18 protein-coding genes and 2 pseudogenes are annotated in these 26105 nt (G+C 64.3%); 10 read left to right on the plus strand and 10 right to left on the minus strand.

Annotated elements, in window-relative coordinates; all coding sequences use genetic code 11:
• Positions 1-96 precede the first annotated feature (96 nt).
• Positions 97-468: pseudogene (locus DN051_RS42310) on the plus strand (DUF6745 domain-containing protein); the annotation flags it as partial.
• A 43-nt stretch (positions 469-511) separates the two neighbouring features.
• Here DN051_RS42310 and DN051_RS42315 read toward each other — a convergent pair.
• Positions 512-1015 (minus strand): IS607 family transposase, encoded by a 504-nt coding sequence (locus DN051_RS42315; protein WP_246041272.1) that lies wholly within the window; start codon positions 1013-1015, stop codon positions 512-514.
• Between the two features lie 170 nt (positions 1016-1185).
• Positions 1186-2533, minus strand: a pseudogene (locus DN051_RS48030) (IS701 family transposase).
• Between the two features lie 227 nt (positions 2534-2760).
• Here DN051_RS48030 and DN051_RS42325 point away from each other — a divergent pair.
• Entirely contained in the window at positions 2761-3720 is a 960-nt protein-coding gene (locus tag DN051_RS42325; protein ID WP_246041273.1) for an IS5 family transposase, read from the plus strand.
• Here the strand turns inward: DN051_RS42325 and DN051_RS42330 are convergent.
• The gene (locus tag DN051_RS42330; RefSeq protein WP_112443079.1) at positions 3635-4135 is read right to left on the minus strand and encodes a hypothetical protein; all 501 of its coding nucleotides are present in this window, start codon (positions 4133-4135) and stop codon (positions 3635-3637) included. The two genes, DN051_RS42325 and DN051_RS42330, sit on opposite strands and share 86 nt — an antisense overlap.
• A gap of 713 nt (positions 4136-4848) precedes the next feature.
• Here DN051_RS42330 and ltrA point away from each other — a divergent pair.
• Positions 4849-6231: a group II intron reverse transcriptase/maturase gene (gene ltrA / locus DN051_RS42335; protein WP_112443080.1), complete on the plus strand. Its 1383-nt coding sequence runs from the start codon at positions 4849-4851 to the stop codon at positions 6229-6231.
• Positions 6232-6435: 204 nt separating this feature from the next.
• The gene (locus tag DN051_RS42340) at positions 6436-7809 is read left to right on the plus strand and encodes an IS1380 family transposase (protein ID WP_112443081.1); all 1374 of its coding nucleotides are present in this window, start codon (positions 6436-6438) and stop codon (positions 7807-7809) included.
• Between the two features lie 204 nt (positions 7810-8013).
• On the opposite strand, the gene DN051_RS42345 is transcribed toward DN051_RS42340, so the two are convergent.
• The 7 genes from DN051_RS42345 to DN051_RS42375 all read right to left on the minus strand — a co-directional run bounded on the left by DN051_RS42345 (position 8014) and on the right by DN051_RS42375 (position 18448).
• Positions 8014-9285 (minus strand): cytochrome P450 family protein, encoded by a 1272-nt coding sequence (locus DN051_RS42345; RefSeq protein ID WP_246041274.1) that lies wholly within the window; start codon positions 9283-9285, stop codon positions 8014-8016.
• Between the two features lie 52 nt (positions 9286-9337).
• Positions 9338-10642: a CaiB/BaiF CoA transferase family protein gene (locus DN051_RS42350; protein ID WP_112443385.1), complete on the minus strand. Its 1305-nt coding sequence runs from the start codon at positions 10640-10642 to the stop codon at positions 9338-9340.
• 95 nt (positions 10643-10737) lie between these two features.
• Positions 10738-12408 carry a citramalate synthase gene (gene cimA, locus DN051_RS42355; protein WP_112443083.1) on the minus strand — a complete coding sequence of 557 codons (1671 nt, stop codon included), beginning with the start codon at positions 12406-12408 and terminating at the stop codon, positions 10738-10740.
• Between the two features lie 21 nt (positions 12409-12429).
• Positions 12430-14265 carry an asparagine synthase (glutamine-hydrolyzing) gene (asnB, locus tag DN051_RS42360; protein WP_112443084.1) on the minus strand — a complete coding sequence of 612 codons (1836 nt, stop codon included), beginning with the start codon at positions 14263-14265 and terminating at the stop codon, positions 12430-12432.
• A gap of 69 nt (positions 14266-14334) precedes the next feature.
• Complete coding sequence (locus DN051_RS42365; RefSeq protein ID WP_112443085.1) at positions 14335-15999, minus strand: serine hydrolase domain-containing protein; 1665 nt, start codon at positions 15997-15999, stop codon at positions 14335-14337.
• A gap of 6 nt (positions 16000-16005) precedes the next feature.
• Positions 16006-17151, minus strand: a complete 1146-nt coding sequence (locus DN051_RS42370) for a Gfo/Idh/MocA family protein (protein ID WP_112443086.1) — start codon at positions 17149-17151, stop codon at positions 16006-16008.
• Positions 17152-17230: 79 nt separating this feature from the next.
• Positions 17231-18448 carry a B12-binding domain-containing radical SAM protein gene (locus DN051_RS42375; RefSeq protein ID WP_246041275.1) on the minus strand — a complete coding sequence of 406 codons (1218 nt, stop codon included), beginning with the start codon at positions 18446-18448 and terminating at the stop codon, positions 17231-17233.
• A gap of 677 nt (positions 18449-19125) precedes the next feature.
• On the opposite strand from DN051_RS42375, the gene DN051_RS42380 reads away from it, so the two are divergent.
• The 6 genes from DN051_RS42380 to DN051_RS42400 all read left to right on the plus strand — a co-directional run bounded on the left by DN051_RS42380 (position 19126) and on the right by DN051_RS42400 (position 25975).
• Entirely contained in the window at positions 19126-20103 is a 978-nt protein-coding gene (locus DN051_RS42380) for a Gfo/Idh/MocA family oxidoreductase (protein ID WP_162625184.1), read from the plus strand.
• A 264-nt stretch (positions 20104-20367) separates the two neighbouring features.
• Complete coding sequence (locus DN051_RS42385; protein WP_112443089.1) at positions 20368-21747, plus strand: phenylacetate--CoA ligase family protein; 1380 nt, start codon at positions 20368-20370, stop codon at positions 21745-21747.
• A gap of 1 nt (position 21748) precedes the next feature.
• A complete protein-coding gene (locus DN051_RS42390; RefSeq protein WP_162625185.1) occupies positions 21749-22726 on the plus strand; it encodes an ABC transporter ATP-binding protein in 978 nt (325 codons plus the stop codon).
• Entirely contained in the window at positions 22707-23498 is a 792-nt protein-coding gene (locus tag DN051_RS42395; protein ID WP_162625186.1) for an ABC transporter permease, read from the plus strand. The genes DN051_RS42390 and DN051_RS42395 overlap by 20 nt, the downstream gene beginning before the upstream one ends.
• Positions 23499-23706: 208 nt before the next feature.
• Positions 23707-24288, plus strand: coding sequence for an ABC transporter permease (locus tag DN051_RS45580; RefSeq protein ID WP_162625187.1), 582 nt, complete (start codon positions 23707-23709; stop codon positions 24286-24288).
• A 61-nt stretch (positions 24289-24349) separates the two neighbouring features.
• Positions 24350-25975: a hypothetical protein gene (locus DN051_RS42400; protein WP_112443092.1), complete on the plus strand. Its 1626-nt coding sequence runs from the start codon at positions 24350-24352 to the stop codon at positions 25973-25975.
• The last annotated feature ends 130 nt before the right edge of the window (positions 25976-26105 follow it).

The raw sequence follows: 26105 nt of genomic DNA on the forward strand, positions 1-26105 counted from the left end.
CGGCGCACGGGGATTCCGCCCACAGCACCTGGCGCGGCTCGGCGAGCCCGGCGGCCGATGTAGCAGCATCGGACCGAACTCCCCGTGCTCGCCCACCAGGCGCGGGAACCGACGCGAGCGCTGACGGACCGGATCCGGGCCGGGATCGTCGAGGAGTTGGGCGAGGACCCGCGGCTTCGGCTGCTGCTCCTCGACGCGGTCCTCGGCCAGCACGACGCCGCCTGGCTGGCCGCGCTCGCGGGCCGGGGTACCGCCCTGGACGGACTCGCCGAGGTGGCCCGGCACGCGGGCTGGTGGTGGCCTTACGAGGAGACGGTCGTGATCTGCGAGCGGCCGGTGGAGCTGCGCCGGGACGAGGCGGGCCGGCTCGACCGGGGCGACGGTCCGGCACTGGCCTTCCCGGACGGCTTCGCCCTGTACGCCTGGCGGGGCATGCCCGTGCCGGCGGACTTCCTCGCCGGCCTGGCATGGTACGCCTGCACCACGAAACCGGGCCGGGGCTGGAACCTCTTCACTCGGCGGCCTCCCCGGTAGCGACGGCCACCGCGCGGGCGGCCCGGTTCTTCGCCGCCCGCCGCCCGTACAGGCGCGCGCACATCGACGTCAGCACTTCGGTGATATCCAGCACCAGGTCGTCGGCGGTACCGGCGGGGTCATGGACGGCCAGGCGCCGTCCCGACACTGGCAGGAGGGCTTCGTGGAGCTCGACGCCGAACCGGGCCAGCCGGTCACGGTGCTCGCCCACGATCACCGCCGCGTCCGGGTCGGCCAGAGCCCGGTGCAGCTTGCGCGAACGCCCGCCCAACCCGGACCCCACCTCGGCGACGGCCAGGCCCAGCCCGTTCGCATCGGCCACGTCCCGGGCCGCCTGCCGGTTCAGATCGGTCTTCCGGTCGGCGGACGACACGCGGCCGTACGCCACCACCCGCCCGGACGGTTGGACGGCCCGCTTGTCGATCAGCCAAGTCCCGGACGGCGCCTGGAGGAAAGGAACAGGCGTCTTCCTGTATTTCACCTACCGCCAAGCCGTTTGGTAGCGCACGCCCTGCAGATGTGCCCACTCCGAAAGTTTCACGCGATCAAGATAGACAACTAGCGGTGGTTTGTTAGAGCGGGCAGTAGAGATCAATAGGTCTGCTGCTGCCGACAGTGTTGATCAGTTCCTGGAGTGCTGCCAGCGGGGGCTCAGTCGACCATGCCCGCCAGTAGCGTTGCAGCATGGCCCAGGGTGTCAGCCAGCCACGGACAGCCCGGAGTGCCTTGGGTCAGCGAGCCGGTTGGGGCTGCTGGGACCCCGGTTCTCCCCCTCTCTAACGGGCTTGGCAGTGCATCAGGCCCGGGTGGCTGGTCGGTCGCAGGAGGTGGGGGCGGGGCGAACCAGGTGTTCCAGCAGAAGTTGAACGCGCAGTTCAGGAGGGTCTGGTGGCGCCTGATGGCGGCATCGGAGCGGACCTGGAAGTCGGCCCAGCCGAGTTCGTCCTTGACCTGTTTGGAGCTCTGTGCCGGAGCCCGTAGATCCGCACGATCTCGGCAAGGTCAGCAGGCGGGTAGGGGGACTCGACGGCGCGCGGGCTGCCGGGGCGGGGGCAGGTCGGTGGCCAGGTATCAGGTTGCCTTCGCCGGCAGGGTGGCCGGGTCGGCAGTGGGCACCACCAGGCGGACGTTCCCGTCTGGGCCCCACCAGCCCAGCCGGGCCTCGGCGGCCCACCAGGTGGTGGTATGCCCGTCGCGGAAGGTGCGATCGATGCGTGACCAGTCCCCAGGATGTTCCGCATCCTGCCAAGTCAGGAGGCGGGCGGCGTCGGCGGGAGTGTGGGCGTCGGGGCCGTAGGCCCAGGTGCCGTGCCGGGACTTGAGGGCCATCACGAACGGCAGGCCGGCAGCGTGCAGGTCTGCACGGAAGCTGTTCTGGTCGTCGTAGGCGCAGTCGGCGGCCACCGCGCGGAAGTTCAGCCCGGCTGCCTTGGCCTGGGTGGCCAGGTCCGCCGCGATCTGCAGTTTGGTGCGAGAGTCAGGGTCGCTCTTACCGCCGGGGGAAGTGATGGGACGGAGTATAGGGACGGGCGTGCACCGGGTAGTAGACGCGCTCATCCGCCCAGCAGGTGGTCACGGTAACCACGCCACGGTCGATCTTCCCGACCGAGCCGAGATACTGCTTGCCCACATGCGCGGTCGCCGTCCCGTCCTTGCGGTCGCCGGAGTGATGCACCACCAGTACCCCGTCCGGGTGCGGGGCGGTGGCCGGGTCGGCCCGCAGCAGCTCCAGGCGACGGGCATTGACCGCACCCTGGCTCCAAGCCGACTGGGACAGGAAGAACTGCAGCCGCTGCACCGCCGCGTGCTGGGCACCGGCCACCGGTTTGGCGCTGGCCAGGCAGGTCAGCGTCTTGTTGCGCTCCCGGGGCAGCAGCAGCCCGGCCAGGTACTCACGAAACCCACGCTGCTGGGCCAGAGTGCCGAAGAGATCATCGAGGCGGACGGCGTACGCTTCCAGCGGACCGGGCGCGGGCGGACACCGCAGCCGCTTCGTCATCTCGGGCTTTCCAGACCGTAGTTGACGTCTTCACCTCACGGCCTACTCCAGCACGGACACGCCGTCAACAAGCCACCGCTGGCCTAAGAGGGCTTCTCGAAACCGGGTGTGGGCTGGGGGTTCCGTACGGGGGTGCTGTTCGGGTGATTGTGGATGCGCGGGGCATGAAAGCAGGGCCTCTCGGTAGCACAGAGGGTGTCTACGCCACTGCTCACCGGGAGGCCCTGTTGCCGCAGTTGTATCGGTCTCTTGCGAGAGAGTCCATTACGGACACGCGGACGTGTGACTGCTTCGCCCACAAGTACGGTAACGCCGCGGACAATCCGTCCGGCGGGCACTGCTATCCGACCGACATGAGGGAAGCGGAGTGGGTTGCGGTCCGCGACATGATCCCGAAACCGGCGTGGGCCGCGGGCCGGGGCGGCCGGCCGGAGGAGTACTGCCATCGCGACATACTCGACGCGATCCGGTATGTCGCGGACAACGGCGTGAAGTGGCCCGCGTTGCCTGCCGATTACCCGCCGTGGAAGGCGGTGCACCGGTTCTTCACCCGCTGGCGCAACCAAGAGCTGATCAACGAGTTCCACGACCGGCTCCGCGCCGCGACCCGTGAAGCGCAGGGCCGGGATGCGGAGCCGACGGCCGGGGCGATCGACTCGCAGTCCGCGAAGGGCACGTCCACGGTCGAGGCCGCGACCAGCGGCTATGACGGCGGGAAGAAAATCAAAGGACGCAAGCGGCACATCGTGGTGGACACCCTCGGCCTGATCCTCGCGGTCATGGTCACCCCCGCCTCGACGGGGGACCGGGACGCCGCCCAGGATCTTCTGGCTCAGGCCACGAGGCGGCATCACCGGCTCATGCGCGTGTGGGCGGACAGCGGATACACCGGCATGCTGGTGGGCTGGTGCGCAACCGTCCTGAACCTGATGCTCACAGTCATCCGCCGCAGCGACGACCAGAAAGGCTTCGTCGTGCTGCCCAAAAGGTGGATCGTCGAGCGGACCTTCGCCTGGCTGACCCGCTCCCGGCGCCTGACTCGCGACTACGAACGGCTGGCCGCGTCGTCGGAAGCGATGATCCTGTGGTCGATGACCACAGTCATGACCCGCCGCCTCGCCCATCACCCAAGGCGAACCGGCCCGGCACCGGCTCGTGCGCCCATCCCCGCGCAACGAGCCGCTTGAGCTTGCACCGCACACCCTCAACTTTCGCCGGAACCACCTTCAGCCCCAACAAGACTGTGATCTCCCGGCAGTTCAGTGGCTCACCACCGGTGGTCCGGCGCTCGGCCAGCAGGCCCATGACCTGTTGATACTCCGGCGCCAGCACCTCGGCCGACAGCCCCTCCCGCCAGACCGGAACCAGCGACCCGGGCTTCACCACCGCCGGCGTCCTGGCCCTGTTCCCCTCCGGTGTCATCCCCGCCACAGCCTGCTGGTCTGCCGTTTCACGAGCGTCCCACACCTCGCCGACCCGCCTGCGGGCAACCAGCCACTCGTCCCACTCCGACTGCGCCGCCTCCAACTCGGCCTGCAACTCCTCCACCCGCTTCCGGGCCGGACGCTCCCGCTCCTCCAGAAGCCCCAGCACCGACACCATCACACACCTCCAGCACGCCACCTCCACGGACGCACCGGACCTACCTCACCCACCCCGGCACTACGCCTGACCAGCACAAACCCAGCCCCACACTCAGTTTCGAGAAGCCCTCTAAGGCTAGCCTCGCGCTTTCGCGCGCCCAGCAGACTGGAGGTCTTGATGTTGTAAGTGATCTTCGGTCGTAAGCTCGTTGTCGCCTGCCGGTGGGAGTCCGGTCCGGGTAGCTGCCAGGAGGCCCGGTAGCAGACTGGCGGCGTCGGGGGGAAACGCCCGGCGTCGAAGCCCAGTGTCGAAAGCCCTTCAAAGGGGGAGCAAAGCAGCGGTCCGTAGCATGAAGCGAAGCCTGCGGCGTCGTTAGAGGCCCGTCTCTCGGGACGGGGACAGGGAGTGCCGAGCCCCCGAAATCAGGGCGAAGGCCATGGAAGCGGCGAAGATCCTGGAGATGCAGCCGTGAGGGACTCCCCGGCGTATGGGGCATGGAACGCTGCGACGGTGACAGCGGGAACTGGGGAGGCCCTCCCCGGCCCGGCGGCCTGCGGACAGCTGCCGTCGGAAGCTGCGCGTCCTATAACCGGGTGCACCCCGGGAAGTGGACGCGAGCCGGGTGGGCGTCGGAGGCGGCCGTAGTACCGCGATGAGCCGGGGGACAACACAACCCCCGGCCAGGGAAGGGCCGCTGCTTCGTCGATGCGTAGTCTGTCTGGAGGGACTTGGTGAGTGCCGCTACGGCTATTTCCGCCACGTCGGGATCCCTGAAGCTGGATCCGGTCCGAGCCTTGCAGCATGCGCTCTACCGGGCGGCCAAGGCCGAGCCCGGACGGCGGTTCCACGCGCTGGGGGACAAGGTCCACCGCAGGGACGTCCTGCGGCGCGCGTGGGCGATGGTGCGTCGGAACAACGGCGCTCCAGGCATTGACGCGACCACTCTCACGCAGGTCGAGGAGTACGGCATCGACCGGCTCCTTGACGAACTGGCCGCGGAACTCAAGGAAGGCCGCTGGCGGCCGTTGCCCGCGCGCCGGGTGTTCATTCCGAAACCCGGCACGACCGCGGAGCAGAGACCGCTGTCGATCCCTTCCGTGCGTGACCGGATCGTGCAGGCCGCGCTGAAGATCGTGCTCGAGCCGGTCTTCGAGGCCGACATGCTCCCGTGCTCGTTCGGGTTCAGGCCCAGGCGCGGGGCACACGATGCCCTCCAAGTCTTGATCGACGAGGCATGGCGGGGCAGGCGCTGGGTGGTGGAGACGGATATCGCCAACTGTTTCGAGGCGATTCCGCATGAGAAGTTGATGCAGGCGGTCGAGGAACGCGTCTGCGACCGGTCCGTCCTCAAACTTCTGCGCGCGATGCTGCGGGCCGGAGTGATGGAGGACGGGCAGGTCCGTCGGCCGGTGACCGGAACCCCGCAAGGCGGTGTGGTTTCACCGTTGATGGCGAACGTCTATCTGCACCGGCTGGACCGGGCATGGGACGCGCGTCGTCATGGGGTTCTGGTCCGTTACGCCGATGATGCCGTGGTGATGTGCACTACCCGCGAGCAGGCCGAAGCCGCCCCTGGGCAGCTGAAGGTCCTGCTGGACGACCTTGGCCTGAAGGCGAAGGCGGCCAAGACCAGGATCGTGCACTTGCAGGTCGGAGGCGAGGGAGTGGACTTCCTCGGCTTCCATCACCGGTGGGTCACGTCCCGGCCTCGCGGCGGGCGGCGTCCGATCGCCTTCCTCGCTCGCTGGCCCTCGGACAGGGCAGTGCAGCATGCCCGTGACCGGATCCGTGAACTCACGGAACGGCGCAGGATGCTGCGGCCGGTCAAAGTGATCGTGGAGGACGTGAACGCGTTCCTACGCGGATGGGGCGCGTATTTCCGGTTCGGGAACTCGGCCCATCACTTTGACCAGATCAGCTCGTACGCGCGGATGCGGATCGGCGGATTCATCGCCAAGAAGCACCGGCGCAGCCGGAAGTTCGGCTGGTCGGTGGTCGCTTACGCGGCCTCCGACTCGTTGGGGCTGGTCGCCCTGCACGGAACCGTTGTTGCACCCAGACCCTTTCGGGACTGGCGGGGCAGGCCGAATGCCGGCGGTGAACGGCGTCGGTGAGCCGTGTGCGGGAGAACCGCACGCACGGTTCGATGCGGCGGGGGCTGGAAACGGGGCGGACGTACTCCGCAACCGCGCCAGCCCCCGACCCTACACGAGGTGGGGTGTCCGAGGCTTGATCAAATAAGCGGAGAGTGCTCCTGACCTGCAACGATGGGACTTGTCTAGGGTCCTGTCGGCTGCACGGAAAGAAGCACTCTCCAAGTGAAGAAGCGTATCGGGTCGTACCCGCGTGTCCGCATCGAGGGCGGCCGGGCGGTGGTCTCGCAGGCCGGGGGCGTACTGCTGGTCGAGACCGTCCGCAAGGTCGGCTTGGACACCGCGATATCTGCGGCGCTGACGCCGTGGCGGAAGGCTCGGGCGGTGCACGATCCGGGCAAGATCCTGCTGGACGTGGCCTTGGCGGTCGCGTTGGGCGGGGACTGCCTCGCGGATGTCGCCATGCTGCGGGCCGAGCCGACCGTGTTCGGGCCGGTGGCCTCCGATCCGACCGTCTCCCGCCTCATCGACACCCTCGCAGCCTCCGGGGAAAGGCCCTTGCGGGCCATCCGTGCCGCGCGGGCTGAAGTCCGCCAACCTGTCTGGCGGTTGGCTGGCCGGGAAGCGCCTGATGCGGGCGGGACTGTGACCGTGGACCTCGACGGGGTGCTGATGATCGCGCACTCGGACAAGGAGGACGCCGCACCCACGTGGAAGCGAAGCTACGGCCACCACCCGCTGATGGGGTTCGTCGACCACGGACCGGGCGGCACGGGTGAACCGGTCGCGGCCCTGCTCAGACCGGGCAATGCGGGATCGAACGCGGCCACCGACCACATCACCGCCGCCCAACTGGCCCTGGCCCAGCTGCCGAAGGGGTACCGGCGCGGGCGCCGGACCCTGATCCGCACCGACTCCGCGGGCGGCACCCACGACTTCGTGGCCTGGCTCGCCCGGCGGGGACGGTGGCTGTCCTACTCGGTCGGCATGGTGATCACCGAGGCGATCCACCAGCATGTGCTGAAGGTTCCGGCCTCGGCCTGGACAGCGGCCGTCGAGGCGGATGGCGAGATCCGCGACGGTGCCTGGGTCGCTGAACTCACCGGCGACGTCCTGGACGGCTGGCCGGAGGGCATGCGGCTGATCGTCAGGAAAGAACGACCGCATCCCGGGGCCCAGTTGCGGCTCACGGATGCGGACGGCATGCGGCTGACCTGTTTCGCTACCAATACCTTGGGCCGGCCGATCGCCGGGCTCGAGCTCCGTCACCGGCTGCGGGCCCGGGCCGAGGACCGCATCCGCGCCGCGCGGGCCACCGGCCTGCGCAACCTGCCCCTGCACCACACGGCCCAGAACCGAATCTGGCTGGAGATCTTGCAGATCGCACTCGACCTGCAGGCCTGGATGCCCATGCTCGCCCTCACCGGCAAGGCCCGACTCTGGGAGCCCCGCCGCCTGCGGCTCCGCCTGTTCACCACGGCCGGACAACTCGTGACCACCGGCCGCCGGCGGATCCTCCGCCTGGCCCGGCACTGGCCCTGGACCAGCCATATCACCGCCGCCCTCGAACGGCTCGCACTCCTGCCGAACCCCGGATGACCAGCAGCCTTCCCGTCCCTACGAGAACAGCCCGACACCGGAGCAGTGGAACCCGGCGCCACCCCGAGACGACACTCGGGTCTTCAGCCTGCACAGCCTCAGCCCACGGCACGAAAACGGTCCACCGACTCCGTCGGCGGACCGTCACGAAACTTCGAGGCTAGACCAGCAAATTTCACCCAGCAGAGACAGGATGAAGGAGGATCAGTGAGTCTTGGGCAGTAAAGTGGAGCCGCCTGGATCCTTGCGATAGCGAACGGGAATTTTGAGTGCTCCGCGCATGATGCCTTTTGAGATCCAATCGATCTCATCATAGGGTACGGCAAGTTCCAGATGCTGGAGCCTGCGCAAGAGAATCTCCATAGCGACCCCGAACTCGAGCCTGGCCAGAGGTGCGCCCAGGCAATGATGTATGCCATGGCCGAAGGCGAGATGCCGTGACGCTTTACGGGTGACATCCAGGGTTCCTGGGACCCCGCTCCCGGGTACAGGCACATCCCGATTCGCTGAAGCAAGAGCCACCACCACGATGCTTCCCTTTTCGATCAGCGTCCCACCGATCTTAAGATCCTCTGCCGCGAACCGCAGCGTGGAAAGTTCCAATGGGCTGTCGTACCGGAGAAATTCTTCCGCTGCAGAGGCGATCAGGACCGGCTCGTTCCGTAGAATCTCTAGCTGGTCGGGGTGACACATCAACGCCATTATAGCGTTGCCCATGAGATTCACGGTTGTTTCATGGCCTGCGATGAGCAGGAGCTGCAACATGGAAAGGAGCTCCTGATCAGAAAGTCGGCTGTCATCGTCATCACGGGCAGCGATGAGAGCAGACGTGAGGTCATCCTCAGGATTCTTGCTCTTTTCGTCAATCAGTCCGGTCAGGAGTGCGCGAAGCTGCATGAATGCAGGCTCGCTCTGCGGTGTACCGACCGCAAGAGCGTCCCCCGTCAATTTCCGGAATTCATTGCGATGATGCTCGGGAACTCCGATAAGCTCCGCGATGACGGTAACGGGAAGCGGGGCTGTAAACTCGGACACCAGGTCCACTTGGCCCGAAGAAGGCCACGAGTCGATCAGCGAGTTTGCAATCTCTTCGATTCTCTGCCGAAGTTCCTGTACCCGTTTCGTTGTGAATGCTCCAGCTACGAGACGTCGAAGGCGAGTATGGTTCGGGGGGTCGGAGGCGAGCATGTGTCCGCCATTGACGTCATCATGATGAGTGACATAACCAGCGGCTTCGAGCGTAGCAATCGCGGGCGCAGGATGATTGCCCAGCGCTGGGTGGGTCAGGGCTTCACGAGCGGCCGCATAGCTGACGACCAACCAGCCCGGGAGACCTGAGCTCAAAGTGACTGGGTGCACCGGCCCCTTCTTCCGCAGTCGCTCAAATTGACGGATCGCGTCCGCCTTGAAGGCGGCATCCAAGGCAATGCGGTCTTCGGAATCTTCCGTCACTCGAACGTTCCCATAGTCGTTCACGATGGTGTCATTCCTTTCATACTGGATTCTCCACGAGGACATGCTAGAACCGTCAGATCACGTGACAATTCCGGAGACGGGCAAGATTTTGCTCGCTGATTCCCAATTCGCCGAGAACGGCGTCAGTATCCTTGCCCAGGTCGGGGCCAATCCAACGAGTGCACCCAGGTGCGTCGTTCAACTTGGGCACCACTCCGGGGAATGTCACTGGAGTTGGCCGACCATTGATTTCGACGGGATGGGACTCAAGCATTCCGCGCTCGTTGTAGTGTGCGTTCTCCAATATTTCCGCTGCAGTCAGAATCGCGTCTGCGGGAACCTGCGCCTGCTCAAGATCCTGCAGCACCATTTCAGATGATCTCCGAGCCGCCCATATCCCGATCGCAGCGTCCAATTCTTCCGCGCGCGAAACCCGGCCAGCATTATCGGCAAGCGATGATTCGCCAGCCAGGTCAGGGCGTCCTATCGCATCCATCAGACGCTTGAACACAGGTGTACTATTGCCGCTGATCACTACGTATACGCCATCCGCACAGCGGTATGTGTTCGACGGAACGATTCCCGCCAGTGCGCTTCCTGAACGCTGCGGAACAACACCGAAGGCATGAAAATCCGGGATCAGAGATTCAGTCAGCGAGAATACGGCTTCATAGAGCGCCACGTCGACCGACTCCCCCCGGCCTGTCGTTCCACGCTTGATCAGCCCCATCAGCGCACCGATCACCGCATAAAGGCTGGCTACCGAGTCTGCCAAGCTCACGCCGGCCCGCACCGGCGGCCTGTCGGGGAACCCCGCCAGGTTCCGCAGGCCACCGAACGCCTCGGCAACACCGCCAAACCCAGGCTTGTCCTTATACGGGCCCGATTGGCCATATCCAGAGATGCGAACCAGGACAAGGTCGGGACGGACGCCACGCAGAACATCCGGGCCCAACCCCCAGCGCTCAAGGGTGCCGGGCCTGAAGTTCTCCAGAACGATGTCGGATTCGCGCACCAGTCGCAAGCAGATATCCCTGCCCTCTTCCGTGCCCAAGTCGAGCGTCACGGACTTCTTGTTGCGGTTCAGAACGCGGAAGAGAAGCGACGTGTCTGAGGCGTGTAGGCGCCAGCGCCTCAACTCGTCTCCCGTGTTCGGACGCTCCACTTTGATGACATCGGCTCCGAAATCCGCCAGCAGCCGTCCGGCTGAAGGAGCGGCAATGAAGTTCCCCAATTCGAGAACTCGAACGCCATCCAGGGCCCCACTACCGGAATCAGTATTCCTGGTATCATTCACTGTCAGCCCTCTCTTACAGATCACGGCTCTTCCGAGCGAAAGACCGTCATTTAATGCGGCAGGTTTCTCGAACCCACGCATCACCTGATGAGTCCTCGCGGCCCTTCACACAGTTGTGCGTGCTCGACGCCGCCGGAAGTCGAATTTGATTAAGAATTGGATATTGTTTCAAACGTTCAGGCGCCTGGCCTAGGGTGCACTCGACGCGGCTTCCCTGCATTTGCATGACGCACAGTGAGAGCAAAGCAGTACACATCAGTCAATGCCTGACGAGAGGCCTCGGCGATAGTGGCGCCCACGCCCGTACAGCTCCACTCGCTTCCTGCGTCGGCAGCTCGCACATGCACCCGGACCCGAGCCCCAAGCGAATCGTCGGACAGGAACCGGACGGTGACACGCTTGAGGTCGATCCACTCAACAGCAGTGCCGAAGTGCTGCCCCAGCGCCTCGCGCAGTCCCTGATGCACGGACTCGATCGTGTCACTGGACTCGGCAGTACCCGTCACGAGACCCCCTGACGGGGTCCGAATCATTACTGCGCTGGTGATGACTGGTACCCCTTCCTGCACGTCGTGTCGCTCAACCGTGTGCGACTGCTCGACGGAAAACGGTCGTGCAGGTGACGGAAGGATGATGTCGCGCAACAGGAGCTCAAACGATGCGTCCGCATCCTGGTAGTCCTGTCCGCGCCCCTCCCTCTCCTTGACCGCGGCCGCTAGTCTCTGTGCCAAGCCCGGATGACGGCGCGTGTCGTATCCCAGTTGTGCACATTTGAGGTCCATTGTCGATCGACCCGCGAGTTCCGACACCACCATGCGCATGTCGTTGCCGACGCGCGAGGGTTCAACGTGCTGGTACATCTGCGGATCCACGGCGATCGCGGAGGCGTGGAGGCCGGCCTTGTGGGCAAACGCCGAGGAGCCGACGTACGGCTGGTGCGAAGCCGGAGAAATCCCGGCTGCTTCGGCGATGCGACGCGACACTTCCGTCGACCGGGACAGGGCGCCTGCGGGCAGTACCCGTAGGTCGTATTTCAGTTCCAGTGCCGACACCACGGAGAAAAGGTCTGCGTTTCCGACACGCTCACCGTAGCCGTTGGCGGTGCACTGCACATGAGTAGCTCCGGCGTCGACAGCCGCCAGCGTATTGGCAACGGCACAGCCGCTGTCGTCCTGAGCATGGATCCCGATACGCACGGATGTCCCCGCCAAGAGCTCGCGGACGGTGCCCAGTACCGCCCGGGGCAGTGTGCCGCCGTTGGTGTCGCACAGCACCACCACTTCCGCCCCCGCTTCCGTGGCGGTCCCGACGACGGCGGCCGCGTACGCGGGATTCGCGTGATGTCCGTCGAAGAAGTGCTCGCAGTCGACGAAGACGCGTCTCCCCTCACTCCGCAGGTGATCGATCGTGTCCGCGACCATGTCCAGGTTCTCCTGGAGGCTGGTTCCGAGTGCGTGGGTGACATGCCAATCGTGCGCTTTGGCGACCAAGGTCACCACTGGCGCCTCCGACCGCAGTAGCGCCGCGACCTGGGGATCCTGGGCGGCCCGTGTACAAGGCTTGCGTGTCGAGCCGAAGGCCACAAGTTGCGAGTGCCGGAGTAGCGCCCGTTTCGCCGCTTGTTGGAAGAAGGCCGTGTCCCGAGGGTTACTCCCCGGCCAGCCGCCCTCGATATAGCCCACCCCGTAGTCGTCCAGGAGCCGGGCGATGGTTATTTTGTCGCCGACGGTGAGGCTGATGCCGTCGCGCTGTGCGCCATCACGCAACGTTGTGTCCAGGACCTGGAAGCCTTCACCTGACTCCCCGAGGGTCCCGGCTGCAGGTACATGGTCAGGCGGTTTCGCCATGGTGTGAGCTCCAATCCTGGATCAGTCCACCACGACGCGCGGCGAGTAGAGGTCGAACCAGTGGTAGAGATCGAGAATCCGATCGAGGTCGTGGCGAAGCTGGACGGGAATGACATCGGGATCCAGGCTCGTCGCGCGCTGAAGCCACTCTCGGTCGGCCAGGTCGAAGACGGGATGATGACGTTCCAGGAGCAGCTCAGCAGCCTGTTTCTGCAAGGCGCGCGCGTAGGAGGCGTCCTGAACCGAGGGGTAGTGGGCTTTCGTTCGCCCAGCCACCGAAGCGGGGATCACGTGCGCGGAAGCGTGCCGAAGGAGGCTCTTCTCCCTGCCGTCGAAGGACTTCACCGCCCAGGGAGCACCGTGGACATACTCGACCAGTCGGTGATCGCAGAACGGGACTCTGACTTCGAGCCCCACCGCCATGGAAATCCGGTCCTTGCGGTCCAAAAGCATCCGGATGTGACGCGTCATGTTCAGGTGGAACATCACACGCATCGCATGTTCCTCGTTGCCGACTCCGTCGGCTCGTTCCACCTTCGCCGTCGCGGCGGCGTACTGGTCCGCGCTGTAGGCGGCCACGTCTAGTGCCTTGAGTACGTCGGCCCGTATGCCGCGGGTGCGATCCATTACACCGCGCTGGACCAGCCAGGGGAAGGTCTGGGCCTGCAGGGCTTCCGGTCGGTGGAACCACCGGTACCCGCCGAAAAGTTCATCGGCAGCTTCGCCGGACAGCACCACGGTAGAGTGAGCGCGAACGGCTTTGAAGAGCAGGTAGAGGGAGAGATCCATGTCGCCCAGGCCTGCGGGGCTGTCCCGGGCTGTAATCACGTGACGTCGCAGGCCGGGATCACTCAGTTCACTCGAATCGAGCACGATGTCGTGATGTTCCGGCCGCACCTGCCGGACGACGTCCCGGACAAAGGGCCCGTCCGACGACGCACGCAGATCGTCCGGCTCGAACTGCTCCTCCTGGCCGGTGAAGCCGACGGAAAAGGTGCGGAGCTTCTCCCCTTGCTCGGCTAGGGCTTCGGCAGCCAAGCCGGTGATGGCACTGGAGTCGAGGCCGCCAGACAGCAGGACGCCCAAGGGAACGTCTGACACGAGTTGGCGGCGTATCGCCCCGTCGAGCAGGTCCCGGACCCGGTCGATGCTCTTGTGCCGGTCGTCGTCATGTGCCATCGGGCCGAGTCGCCAGTACACGCGTTCGCGCACCCCAGCCCGTCCGACCGTCACCACCGTGCCCGGCGCCACTTGGCGCATGCCCTTCCACAGAGTCCAGTTCGGAGCGTGCGTGAAAGCGAAGATCTCCCGCAGTCCATCCGAGTCCACGAGGAGGGCAACCGACGGATGCGCCAGGAGAGCCTTCGGCTCGGACCCGAACAGCACTCCATTGGGAGTCGATTGGTAGTACAGCGGCTTGACGCCTAGACGGTCGCGGATCATCACCAGCGTCTGTTCACCCTCGTCCCACACCGCGAAAGCAAACATGCCGTCGAGATGCTCGGCCACGCGTTCGCCCCACTGCGCATAGCCGTGGAGCACCACTTCGGTGTCGCCATTCGTCCTGAACCGGTGACCCAGGCTGATCAGTTGACTCCGGAGTTCGCGAAAGTTGTACACCTCGCCGGAGAAGGTCAGTGCAAGTGTGCCCCGCTGAGTGTCGAGCGTCATGGGTTGTCGGCCGCCCGCCGGGTCGAGGACTGCAAGCCGCCTGTGCCCCAGAGCCGCGTGCCGGGCCATCCAGGCTCCCGAATCGTCCGGGCCCCGGCACGCCATGGTGCTCGTCATGGCTTCCAGGACCGAGCGGTTGTGGTGCTGGTCGGACCCGTACGTGGCCCAGCCGACGATGCCGCACATCGTGTCTGTACTCCTTGTGGTCAGGTGCTGAATGACACCGGGTTCTTATGCGGGCCGCCGCTGTCCCCGTCAGCCGGCCAGGTTGAGATCCTCGTAAATGGCATCGTTGACCCGGAACATGCGGGCCATGTGTTCCTCATGCCAGGTTTGTCCATTGAAGTGCAGTGCCACGATCAGGCCTCCGGCGTCGGGATCGGCGAACCCCACATTCGTCCAGAGGCCGTAGTGCCCATAGGTGCGCGCGGACGCGTATCGGCTGAATTGTGTGAATGAGGGGCCCAGATGACGTGACTCGACGCGCACTCCGAGACCCCAGTCCGCGTTTCCGTAGCGGTCGGTGAGCCCTACACGCTGGCGGGAGGTGAGCGCCGCCACAGAGTTGGGTGACAGAACCTGCTTCCCGCCGCTGCTGCCGTCGTGGAGCAGCATGCCCAGCAAACGCCCCAGGTCCGACATGGGGCCTCGGTGACTGGCTCCAGGCAGTGGGGTGGTGCACGCCCTCTTGGTGCTGAACCAATATGAGGGCTGGGCGGCTTTGCCGTCGCCGCTGATGTACCTGACCGGCAGGGTCGCAACTTGCTCCTGGTACTCCTCGGCGGAGAAGCAGGTGCGGCTTGAGGTCATTCCGCACGGCTCAAGGACCTCTTCGCGTACGTACTGGTCGTAATCACGTCCGTCCAGGGCCTCGATGATCTCCGCGAGTAGGTACCAGGCCCACTTCGCGCTGTAATTAATACGCGTTCCCGGACGTTCGCCGACGGGCGGTGCCACCAGCTGCAGGAGTTCGCGCCTCTGTACCCGATTGACCACCAGTCGGCCATGGAAGGGGTCAAACCCACTCGGCACAGCTGTGGTGTGAGTGAGGAGTTGCCGCACCGTGATTGATTCGCGCCGACTACCAGCAAACCACGAGAGGCTGTCCGCGATGGGGGCATCCAGATCCAGGAGTCCACGTTCCACCAACTGCATGGCCGCTACCGCTCCCTGCGGCTTGGCGCAGCAGTTCCACGGGACAAGAGAGCGACGGGTGAACCGAACCTGAGGGCGCGCTTCCCCCATGGCGAGGGACACTTCAAGGTTGGAACTGTCGTGGACGACGTGAAGCTGAGCACCGGGACTACTGAGGGGGATCTCGCGCCGGAGCGCGGCCAGAGTTCGGGGAAGTACCTCCGCCGCGTTGTCCGTCGCGTCCAGGGACCACGGTTCGACGGGCGGCTCGCCCGCGTCGGGCCAGCAAGCCACACCCAGGTCGGGCGGAAGTGCACGAGTCAGAGTGCGGATACGGGCGAGTGCCCCGCCGCGGTCCTGCTGCAGTGCCCGGTCCGCGTAGTAGAGGTACTGGAAGACACCCACCAGGGTGATGCCTTCGTCCTCTAGCAGCGAGGCGCGTTGGGAGCCGCTCCCCAGTAGCAGTGTGGCGGCCTGCTCGGAGTTGAGTGTGATCCCAAGATTGGGGCGAGCAGCACCGTCTGTCGGCAGAATCCGCAGTCCGTCTGTAGATCGGTCGAGCAGCATCGTCACCCGGGAAACAGTGCCGAGTTCCGGGCCATCCGTAACCGTCAGCAGAAACTGCACCGCGGTTTCCTCATCGACCTGGGTGACGGAGAGGAGGCGTTCGGCATGCCGGAACCACTCTGCAGAGAACAGTGTGACCTGATGGGGTCCTGCCGTTGCACCCGTTCCAGGCGGCGCCACGATGGGCGGGGATATACGCACACCAGATGCCTCGGTCATGTGTACTTACACCTTTCCGGCACTTGCAGCGCCGCCTTCCAAGCATGGTGAGGCAACTCGCACAGGCTGCCGTTCACGTGCCGAGCGGTACACGGCCTGCACCACGGCGAGGGTCCGACGGGCCGACTCCCCGTCCACGATCGGGCGTTCACCGGTCTCCACGGCGCGGCAGAAGTCCAGGATTTGGGCACGATGTGGTTGGCGGGGCTGACCGGTGCGGTCTCGGTCGTCATCTCCCGCCCGCTGTTCGGCCGCTAGCTGCGTGAGGCGGGCGACCTGATTCTGCTGGCCGTACGCTCCGTACGCGCCCACGTCACTGCCCTGAGCGTCTTCGAAGGTGTGGAAGTAGGTCAGTCTGTCGCCTTCGATGACCAGAGAGCCTCGGTCGCCCTGGACGCTGACGCGCGATTCCCGACCGGGGTACGCTGCCGTGGAAGCCAGCAGTGTGCCCAAGGCTCCGTTCGCCAGCCGCAGGCTGGCGGAAATAGTGTCCTCCACCTCGATGCCCTCGTGGGCGAGTACGGCGGAATGAGCGCTTACTTCGGTGACCGGCCCCCCCAGCCACTGCGCCAGATCGAGATAGTGCACGCCCTGGTTCGCGAGGGCGCCTCCACCGTCGAGGGACCTGGTGCCCCGCCAGTCGCTTGCGGAGTAGTAGGACATGGATCGCCAGTAAGGCACCTCGATGAGCAGAGAGGTGATTCTTCCGAGCGCGCCGCTGTCGATCGCTCGCTGTGCCGCCATGGCTGCGGGAGTGAATCGGCATTGGGAGATCACCCCCAAGGTCAGCCCCGTTCGCTCTGACGCGGCTATGAGCCGGTCGGCCGCCATGCAATCCACGTCGATCGGCTTCTCCACTAGAACGTGTTTGCCAGCTTCAAGGGCGCGGACAGCGATGTCGGCGTGCGTACCACTGGGTGTACAGACACACACCGCGTCGATGTCAGGCCGGCGCAGGAGATCAGACACGCCTTCTGCGGCCAACCCCAGCTCGTCGGCCAGCTTCTTGGCCGACTGCCGGGTGCGTGCCGCGACTCCCGCCAGCACAGCCCGGCCGGCGAAGGCGGTAGCAGATCGCTCATCGCGGCCGGAGAGTAGACGGCTGGTCAAGCCGCCGATGGATCCGCAGCCGATCACTCCGAAGGACAGCACGAGAGGCCTCCGATCCGTGTTTCGGTTGGCATGTTGCGCCGGGGAGAGGACGGTTCGCCGGGAGCGGGATACAAGCCGGTCATTCGTGCGTCGTCCAACCGTTGCCCAGATTGTTTGGCAGGGCCAGCAGCCTCTTCTCCAGGTCATCCAGATCGACCGGATAGTCCCTGCGGTAGGTATCTGTCACCTGCTTGACTTCGTCCCATGTGGTAGGCATGCGGCCATCGAGATACCGGGGAGCCAGTTCGTCGTAGAGGGTGGTGCCGGGACGCAGGAACAGCTGGTTAATCCCGAACTTAGCGGGCAGTTCGGCCACCCAGTCCACAATGCTGCCAGTCAGACAAGCCGGGTCGCCCGGCAGACCGATGATGATGAACGCGAACGGTTGTATTCCGGCAGCCTCTAGCTTGGCCAGCGCCTCAGAGACGTCGTCCTGCGTCACGCGCTTGTTGACACCAGTCACGGCGACTGCGGGCGATTCCGCGCCGAGCCACATGCCGCGGCATCCGGCGTCGGCCCACTCGCGCACATCGGTTTTCAGAACGATCTCGGTGCGTGTCTGCCCGGTCCAGGTCAGATCACGGTGACGCAGACCCGCGCACACCTCTCCGTAAAAACGCGGATTGATCCCGAAGACGTAGTCGAGGAAGAAGGCAGACTTGACCCCGAGGTCTGTCAACGCGTCCACCTCGGCCAGAACGCGGGAGACCGGCCGAGTACGCATGCGGGTGCCGAAGGGCAGATGGCAGAACGTGCAGCCGTAGGTGCAGCCTCGCGCGGCGAAGATCATACCGCTGGGTCCGCGGTGCAACCGGGTTCCGTCGAACACTTCCGCCTTGTAGTGCTGAAGAGGCAGTAGGTCGAAAGCCGGCACGGGCAGTTCACCCAGGTCGAAGCCGCTGCTGGACGCGGAGCGGTCGAGCACTGCAGGGATAGGGCTGTTCCCCCTCTCGAGCAGTACCTCAGCGGCGAAGACCGCCGCGGCATCCACTTCTCCACGGGAGACGTGATCCACAGCGAGTTCGCGCAGAGTTGCTTCCGGAAGCTGGGTGGCGTGGGGACCACATGCGACTATCCAGGCTCCTGGATGCAACTCCTTTGCGCTGCGCGCTGCTTCGCGGATCGGCCCGATATCCAGTGGGTAGCACTGTGCACGGTCCGCGATCGCGGTCACCAAGATCAGTCCGTCAACAGCAGGACCGTCCGGCGGTGCCACTTCGACGCGACGGTCCCACAGGCTGACTGTGTGCCCCCGCTCCCTGAGTACTGCAGCAGCTGTGGCGATGTCCAGGGGCATCTGGAAAAAGGCTCGGGAGAATTCATCCTCAGGTACGACGAAGCGTATGTGAGACATCGGTGGCCCTTCGATCTGCATAGGGGCGTAGAAACGGTTTTGTCGAACCCCGCGGGTGACCGTCGGTCAGTTACACCCATTCTAAACACGGTTGCCAGCCAAGTGTGCTCCACGTAGGCAAAAATATCGGAGCAAGGCCTGCAACCTTCCGCCGAGCTACCAAGCTGTCGGCGTTTGCCCAGCTTAGAGGTCCATCCGACGGTTGAACAAGCATGACTCGGCAGCGCAGAAAGAATGCGGGCAGAGGCGGGAAAGAGTACGGAAAGAGTCTCTCGCTACTGTGGTTGTCGTCGCACTGAGAACAGCCCCAAAGAGGGCCGCTATATTTCTCCCGTGCGGCACTCAGCAATTCAGACCAGGTGCGGAGGGGTGTTTAGATGACTGTCAAAAACGCGATGCCCGGCGTCCGCCAGGAGGCAGGTAGTGCTGACACTACGTTTGCCTCGACGCCGGCATCTCCCGGACAGTCGTTCTCCTCACCAGGGCAGGCGGGGGCAGCGCGGACGTGGCGCTCGATGCTCGTCGACGGACCGACTACCATGGCGCGGCCTTCAACTTTCACAGCTTGCCTTGTCGGCCACGGGACGGTCGGTTCCCTGTACTCAGGAATCCTGGCGACCATGGGCGCGGAAATCGGCACGGTTGAGCCCGATCCCACCAGATCTGCGAGCAGGCTGCCCGGTTGGTCCTCGATCGAGGAGCTTCCGGCGGAACGCACGTTTGACGTCTGGGTGGTCAGCACCCCGACCGACAAGCATCTGAGCACTCTTTCTGCAATACTCCGGCGGGACCCACGGGCGCGCGTCCTGTTGGAGAAGCCTGCTTGCCGGGCGGGCGAGTTGGATCACCTGTCCGACCTGCTTCGCGCACATCCTCACGCTTGTGTGGCCGTCATGGATCAGTATCTTCATGCAGCCGCACTGTTCGAGCTGGCCCGAATGCGAGAACGGTACGCTCCGGATGAGAAAATCCGCCGAGTGCGGGTCGCCTTCAGCAAGGATAGACGCCCTGACATGGCCCGTGGCAGGTTTATCGATCGGGACCACGGTATCTTCGGCTACGAGTGGCTCCATATGATCGCCGCTTTGCGGAATTTCGTACCAGCAGCTGACTTGACGGATTACCTCGCGGGCCCTCTCGCAGCGGGTTCTCTATGTACTGCCATGGACTCGGATCTTTTCGCTACGGCGGCGCTGGAGCGAACAACTGTCGGAGATACCGAGATCGAACTGTTCTCCACTGTGGTGGGCGATGCCTCCGACGACCAGGTCGAACGGCCAGCCTGGACACGCGAGTTCCCCGTGGCTGTCGGAGAACGGCAACGACTGGTACGTCTTGAGACGGCAAGCTGCACCTTCACTGTGGAACTGGAGCCCCTCGGATCCATCGCCGGTCAGTCCGGAGGACGCAATCTGCACCGGATAACCGCCGACATCGCAGGAGAGCCCCAGCACCTGGTCATCTCCGACTCGCCTTTCGGTAACGCGGTGCACCACCTCATCGCACAACTGCACGAAAGTACCGTTCACAAGCCAGATCTTCTGCCGCTGCGCCGCATCGCCACCCTGGCCGATAGCCTGAGCCTCCACGCGTCCTGATAGCCCCGCTACTAGCCGCGTCCCCAGCGGAGTCGGCACATACTCAGTGGACTCTGCCCCCCAACTCGGCCATGTCGGCCCCTTGGGCCGACATGGCCGCCAACCAATCCCACCGAAATCAAGGAGGTGAAAACCATGACCAAGGAGACGATGATCAAGTCCATCCGCGAGCTGTCCTCGCTGGGCGACGGCCACTGATGCCGGCGGCGGTCCGCAGGTGACTGCGGACCGCCCTGCCGGGACTGTTTCAGAATGTGGAGAACAATGATCGTGCCTGCAGAATCGTATGCTCCAGCCGACACCGAGGTGCTGGCCCATCTTTTGTCCGAGATGGACTACCAGGCCACTCTGTTCCCTGGGGTTCACAGCATCCGCCAGGCCCAAGGCGAGATGACTGCAGGCAGGCTGCGCCAGCTGCAACACGACCTCCTGTCTGAGCAGTTGGCTCATTCCAAGAAGTTCGTCCCCTTCTACAGTGAGCTGCTCGCCGCGTACGACGTCGATGCGGATCCGTTTGAGGCCCTGTCCCATCTCCCTCTCCTGGACAAAGCAACGGTCCGCTCATCCATGATCGATCTCTGCAGTGACGATCTGGATCCGATCACCTGCCGCGCCACGCAGACATCCGGAACCAGCGGCATCCCACTCAAGATCCTCCACGACGAGAAGCACCTGACTCACTCGCACGCTGCACGACTCCGGTACAACCTCGAGCGAGGGCTGACCAACCACTACAAGATGCTCATGCCATTCCAGAACTGGTTCCACGGGTGGGTGGAATACACCGATGCCTCGATAGGTCTTGCTCGTGTTGCGCAATTCGGCACTCCTGGCCTTGATGCGGACCGTGTCGGGGAACTTGTCGAGAAGGCAATACTTTTCGCCCCCGACATGATCTTTGGCCATCCGTCACAGTGTGTGGAGCTCGCTCGCGCTCTTGAGTCGCTCGCTCCAAGGATGGCACCGAGAGTCGTCGTCACCTTTGGTGAACGCCTGCTGCCTGCAGCCCGTGCCCTGATGACGGACGTGTTCCAGGCTCGCGTAGTCGACGCTTACGGGATGCGTGAGTTCGGCACCATCGCCGCCCAATGTGTCGAGAACAGTTACCACGTCACGGGTGAGCGACTCTGGGTTGAAGTCGTCGATGAGGTTGGCTTGCCTGTCGATGACGGGCAAGCCGGCGAACTGGTGGTCACCAACCTCACCAACCGGGCCATGCCGCTACTGCGCTACCGAACCGGCGACGTCGGCGCCCTGGCTGCCGAGCCATGTCCCTGCGGGAGCCCATACAAGACTCTGAAGCTGCTCGAAGGACGTGACCTCCCCGCCATCGAGCTGGTAGACGGCCGATCCGTGGCAATCGGAGTGCTGACCCGGACCGTTCGTGCATACCCAGTTGAGCGGTTTCAGGTCGTTCAGTACGCAGACGACCGCGTCGAAATCCGGCTTGTCGGGGCAGGAAAGTCAGTGGACCTGCAGGCGGTCGCAGACGCTGTCGCCCGGATTACGGGCCCGTCGGTGGCGGTGAGCGCCCGTTTGGTGGCAGTTGACGACTTCATCGGTTCACGGCTGCGCAAGCATGTCGATGCCATCCGCGTGAGTGCCGACACACCTGCACCTCCGGGGCCGGTCGCCAATGCCTGACGTGATCGTCGTTGAGAGCGTGAGTCGGCACTACGGTCGGCATGCCGAAGTTCAGGCGTTGCATGATGTGAGTCTTCGAGTGGCCGAGGGAGAGGTTGTTGCTCTACTCGGCGACAACGGCGCGGGCAAGACCACGCTCAGTAAAATCATCGCCACTCTTCTGCTGCCTTCGTCGGGCCTGGTCTCGGTGGCAGGCCACGACATTGTGCGTTCACCCCGGGCTGTCCGCGCCGTTGTGTCGAGTGTCTTCGGCGGTGAGCGCGGACTCTACGGCCGCTTGAGCGGACGCCACAATCTTGAGTTCTTCGCTGCTCTCAAGGGGATCCCACACAGCCGGATCGAGGCAGCTGTCGATGAGGTGCTGGCGACGACCGGGTTGCGTGACGCGGCCGACCGAGCCGTCCGGTCGTACTCGCGAGGTATGAAGCAGCGTCTTCATCTTGCCGTGAGCAGCCTCACCCGGCCGCGTGTGTTGCTGCTCGACGAACCTACTATTGGCCTCGATCCCTCCGAAGCCGATCGGCTACGCGGGGCGGTTGCCTCCCTACGTGAGTCGGGCGTCGCGATCCTGCTCACCAGCCACCAACTCCTGGACGTGGAACGCCTGGCGGACCGGGTCGTTCTGCTGTCCCAGGGCCAGATCCGCAGCGACACGGATTTGGAGACGTTTCGTCGGTCGGCCGGTTACACGGCTGTCGCCACGGTTTACGGCAGTGGGACTCCGCCCCGTGCACAGGAGGCGGCTCAGCAACTGGGGAGCGCAGAGGTCAGGGTAGAGCCGGAGGGCTGGACTCTGTCCCTGAGGGTCCGCCGATGGGACACCACCACGTTCCGCCGGCTGGCGGCCATCCTCGACGCCGCAGGAGAAGGCCGCGAAGTTCATTCCATCGATGTGGCCCCGCTGCGGCTAGAGGACGTCTATTCCAGTATCGGCGGGCCGCAGAAATCAGTGAATGCGAATGTTCACCATGCTCGTTGAAAAGGGAACCCTGAACGCGGTTCTTGCCGGCTCACGGATGCAGTACCGCGAGGCGCGCGGCGACTGGTTCGCGCCGGTCCTCTGCGTGCTTCAGCCGGTTGCCCTCACGGTCACCTTGCTGGAGGGACACCACACGGCCCCTGACCAACGGATTCCCGTCCTTGTCGGCGCAGTTCTCACCTCGCTCTGGAGTGCGCTGGTTTGGGGCGCGGGCGGGATGCTGCGCCGGGACCAATATCAGGGCACGCTTGGCGCGGTCATCACCGCCGGACCGTACTCGGCGGGACTGGTTCTGTTGGGCCGAGCCTTGGGAGCGGCGGCACGCAATGTGATGGTGGTCTGCCTGACCTCCGTTGCTCTCGCCGCCTACCTCGGCATAATGCCCTCGCTAGGGGGGCTGCCGATGCTTTTCCTCGGGCTCTTTCTGGTGCTGGCTACCGGTTCCGTGATCGGGCTACTTCTGTCCTGTCTCTTTCTCGTCACCCGGCACAGCCAGCATCTCTCCGGTGCGCTGCTGTACCCCGTGCACCTACTGGGCGGCCTGGTGGTGCCCCTGAGCATGCTGCCAGCATGGCTCCGCTGGCCCAGTTCACTGTTCAGTCTTCACTGGATCAAGGAAATTCTGGTGAACGCCCTGAGTGGTGGCGTGCTGGCGGGAGAAGCCCTTGTAGGTTCAGTAGCACTCACTACTGTGTACGCGGTGGCGGCCCTGAGGATGTTCTCCCACATACAGCAACGCAGCCGCCGCGGAGAAGGACTTGACTTTCAATGAGCCCGGGCGGGCACTGATTCCCGCCACATTCACCACAAATTTGCACGCAGTGCGACCTCTTCTCCTCTTCGGGGCAAGGTCGTTTCGCGCATACTATCCATGGCAGCTCCTTTTCACGACAATACTTCCGAGGCAATTTGTCCTCTGCGTATTCCTGACGTCCATCGGTGTAATTTCCGGAGGTCCGGAGAACCAGGCATTCGCTTTCATGGGCGCCACCATATTCGCACAAACGATAGTAATGATCAACGTTGCGGATATTTTGATCGACGACCGAGAACATGCAACCCACGATGCTTTGAATACTGCCATCCCCTCCAGTGCGAGTATTCTTGCCGCACGTTTGGCGCCATACCCCCTGTTCGCACTAAGCTGCTCCCTGGCTGCTTTGGCTGCCGGACCATTTCTAGGACAGGGAGACCATCTTCTAGAGTTTTTGAAATGCGCACCGGTCTACTTGGCCAGCGGCATTTCTATCACTACTGCAGGCGCCGCGTTTGCAATGATGATACGGAATGCCGAGGAGCTTGTGAGCAATGCGATGCTGTGGGTCATGATCCTTTCAGGTGGAATTATCCATCAAAGCGCGGTTGCCTGGCTTGAGCCCCTTAACCTGATACTGCCTGGCAAGCATGCTGTAGCTGCCCTGCAATACCATCTGGCGGGCAAATCAATGATGCCGGGCATTCTGGGTGAAATCACTGTTGCGGGTTTCTGGTTCCTGGTCGCCTGTGTCTTCACCTGGATACGCAGCCAATATGCGAGGAAATGGGGATCAACCTCCGCATAATCGTCCGCCTACCCGAGAAGGATCACGCAGATCGCGTACACCCCACACACTAGGAGACTTGATGACCCCCGGACAGGCGCTGACACAAACGCGGCAGGAACTGCGGCTTCCCTCCTTCAGGACGGCCATGGTGGCCGGCAGCTCAGAGCGCATTCAGCGAGCACTCACAGAATTCGCCGCGGCCTGTGGCTGCACTTACGCGTGCAGGTACCAGTCCAGGGAACTCCTGGAGGCCGAACTGTCCGGCGCGGAGTTCCAATTGACCGTGCAAGCCCGCTCCATACCCGCAGACGGCAGTGGAACACTGGCTCTCCCTGCCGAGGACGCGATGCAGTCCGAAGTCGTGATCACCGGCACCCCCCTCGACGGCAGGTCGGTCGAGGGTGTGCTCGACGACGTGGTGAAATTCTTGCACCGTGAAGCCAGTGCGTACACCGAAGACGATCTCGATCAGATCGTGGAGAACATGCCTCTACTCAAGCGCTACGCTCAGCCGGATGCCGCTTGGAATTCCTGGGCGCTGATCTTCCGCGACCATTACGTCGAGAACAGCGTCGGCTTTCTCCTAGCGTGCGAACGGGCCGGACTGGCGCCTGAGTGGATCTACGCACTCTCCAAGGGAGACCGGACGGCACACCGTGAGCGTGTGCACGCTACCTTCCTCGAACGCGGATACCGTAGCGCGGTGCTGGACAACTCGGTGATCGACGGTACAGCCGGGGAGAGCATGCAGCAGCAGGCACTGCTCGTGGGTGCCGAGGTCAACGCGTTCATCAGACTTGCTCACCAAGCCGGTCGCCGAGTTCTCGTCATCGACGATGGCGGCCTGATCGCTCAGGGACGGGCCACCGGGGGGACCGGCTGGGAACGGATCGACGGCGCGATCGAGTTGACTGTCAGCGGTCTGCGACGCATTTCACGCACGAATGTTGAGGTGCCCGTTGTCAACATGGCGCGGTCCCAGCTCAAGACTCACATCGCTTACGCCGAGATCGCCGATTCCTGCCTGCGCCGGGTGCGCTCGCTGTTGCACGGCCAGAAGTTTATTGGCCGACGAGCGGTATGCCTGGGCTTCGGGACTCTCGGCGCCCGTATCGCTAGGGGGTTGCGGGCGAGCGGGGTTCGGGCCGTCGTCGTGGACACTGACCCCTTGGCGCTAATCCGCGCCGCCGAGGAGGGATTCGAAACGGCACGTGGTCTGCGCGCGGCTTTGGAACGGGAGGCTCCGTTCCTCATCACCGGCAGCACGGGAGCGCAGGCAGTGACTCCGGAGGATCTTACGTCGCTTCCCAATGGCGTGTTTCTCGCAGGTTTCGCGACTAAGGACTTCAGCCTATTTTCCCTCAACACAGAGGATCTCCCCGCTCGTAAGATCGCGGAGACGGGGACCGAGTACGTTCTCCCTCACGGTGGCAGCGTGATACTGCTTGGGGACGGCAGGTCGCTAAACCTCTATGAGGCGGAGGGCATCCCGAACCAAGGCTACGACGCGTACCGCGCTGGCACGTATCTCGTCGCGACAGCCATGTGCCGTACCGCAAAGGATCTCCCACCGGGGGTGCACCTCCAGGCAGCAGACCAAATCATCGAGGATGCAGGGCTGTTCGATGCCTACTACGACACTTACATTGCGACGGACACTACTGACCGTTGCGGCGTGATGTCGTTGGGCGCTGACTATGTGTGATCGTTGCGGTAGGCCTGGTGTGTGAGATATCCGAAGGGTGGTCAGGGCTGATTCAAAGTCGTGGTGATTACGAGAGTGTGCAGGTCGCAGGGGTGTGACGATCCGATGGGAGGCCGTCACGAACGCAACG

Source organism: Streptomyces cadmiisoli (genome assembly GCF_003261055.1).
Taxonomy (GTDB): Bacteria; Actinomycetota; Actinomycetes; order Streptomycetales; family Streptomycetaceae; genus Streptomyces; species Streptomyces cadmiisoli.

Bases quoted from the DNA above. Each gene is read 5' to 3' on its own strand.
- DN051_RS42330 (WP_112443079.1), bottom strand. From the start codon at position 4,135: ATGGTGTCGGTGCTGGGGCTTCTGGAGGAGCGGGAGCGTCCGGCCCGG.
- DN051_RS42350 (WP_112443385.1), bottom strand. From the start codon at position 10,642: ATGCGTGGGTTCGAGAAACCTGCCGCATTAAATGACGGTCTTTCGCTC.
- cimA (WP_112443083.1), bottom strand. From the start codon at position 12,408: ATGGCGAAACCGCCTGACCATGTACCTGCAGCCGGGACCCTCGGGGAG.
- asnB (WP_112443084.1), bottom strand. From the start codon at position 14,265: ATGTGCGGCATCGTCGGCTGGGCCACGTACGGGTCCGACCAGCACCAC.
- DN051_RS42365 (WP_112443085.1), bottom strand. From the start codon at position 15,999: ATGACCGAGGCATCTGGTGTGCGTATATCCCCGCCCATCGTGGCGCCG.
- DN051_RS42375 (WP_246041275.1), bottom strand. From the start codon at position 18,448: ATGCCCCTGGACATCGCCACAGCTGCTGCAGTACTCAGGGAGCGGGGG.
- DN051_RS42380 (WP_162625184.1), top strand. From the start codon at position 19,126: ATGGGCGCGGAAATCGGCACGGTTGAGCCCGATCCCACCAGATCTGCG.
- DN051_RS42385 (WP_112443089.1), top strand. From the start codon at position 20,368: ATGATCGTGCCTGCAGAATCGTATGCTCCAGCCGACACCGAGGTGCTG.
- DN051_RS42395 (WP_162625186.1), top strand. From the start codon at position 22,707: ATGTTCACCATGCTCGTTGAAAAGGGAACCCTGAACGCGGTTCTTGCC.
- DN051_RS45580 (WP_162625187.1), top strand. From the start codon at position 23,707: ATGGGCGCCACCATATTCGCACAAACGATAGTAATGATCAACGTTGCG.
- DN051_RS42400 (WP_112443092.1), top strand. From the start codon at position 24,350: ATGACCCCCGGACAGGCGCTGACACAAACGCGGCAGGAACTGCGGCTT.